Source organism: Bradyrhizobium sp. P2_E8, assembly GCF_056403875.1.
Genome location: NZ_JBFUES010001809.1, coordinates 1 through 688, shown reverse-complemented (window position 1 = coordinate 688; position 688 = coordinate 1). Strand labels below are relative to the sequence as shown.

1 protein-coding gene is annotated in these 688 nt (G+C 66.9%); it reads right to left on the bottom strand.

Translation table 11 applies throughout. The annotated features are described in order from the left end of the window. On the bottom strand, nt 1-688 hold a 688-nt coding region (locus AC1D00_RS44045; protein WP_477015064.1), incomplete at both ends, for an ATP-binding cassette domain-containing protein.

Sequence of the window (688 nt, the reverse complement as noted above, 5' to 3'; positions counted from 1 at the left end):
GTCGCTCGGCTGGGGCAGCATCAGATCGTCGGTATAGCTGTGCTCGAGCGCTTCGCCGCCGCGGCCGATCATGGCCTCGATCAGCGCGCCCTTGCTGGTCGCAGCGCTCGCTGTCTCCGCGACCTTCCGTCCGTTGCGGAACACTGTCACCGTGTCCGACACGAGCAAAATGTCCTCGATGAAATGCGAGATGAAGACGATTGCAGTGCCTGCCTCGCGCAGGCGCCTGAGCGTCGCGAACAGCCGCTCGACCTCGGGCGGGGAGAGAGCGGAGGTCGGCTCGTCGAGGATGACGATGCGGGCGCCGGAGAACAGCACGCGGGCGATCTCGATGAGCTGCTGGAGCCCGATCGGAAGGTCGCCGAGCCGGCTCATCGGATCGACGTTGATGCCGAAACGGGCAAGCTGCTCGCCGGCCTCGCGCGCCATGCGCCGCCACTGTACCAGGCCGAGGGCGTTGGTCGGCTGGTTGCCGAGGAAGACGTTCTCCGCGACCGTGAGGTCGGGCGCGACGCTGAGCTCCTGATGCACCATGGCGATCCCGGCCGCATGCGCGTCGCGCGCCGAGCGGAAATGGGTCTCCTTGCCGTCGACCAGGAAACGGCCGGTGAATTCGGTGTGCACGCCGGCGATGATCTTCATCAGCGTGCTTTTTCCGGCGCCGTTCTCGCCGACGAGACCGTGGATC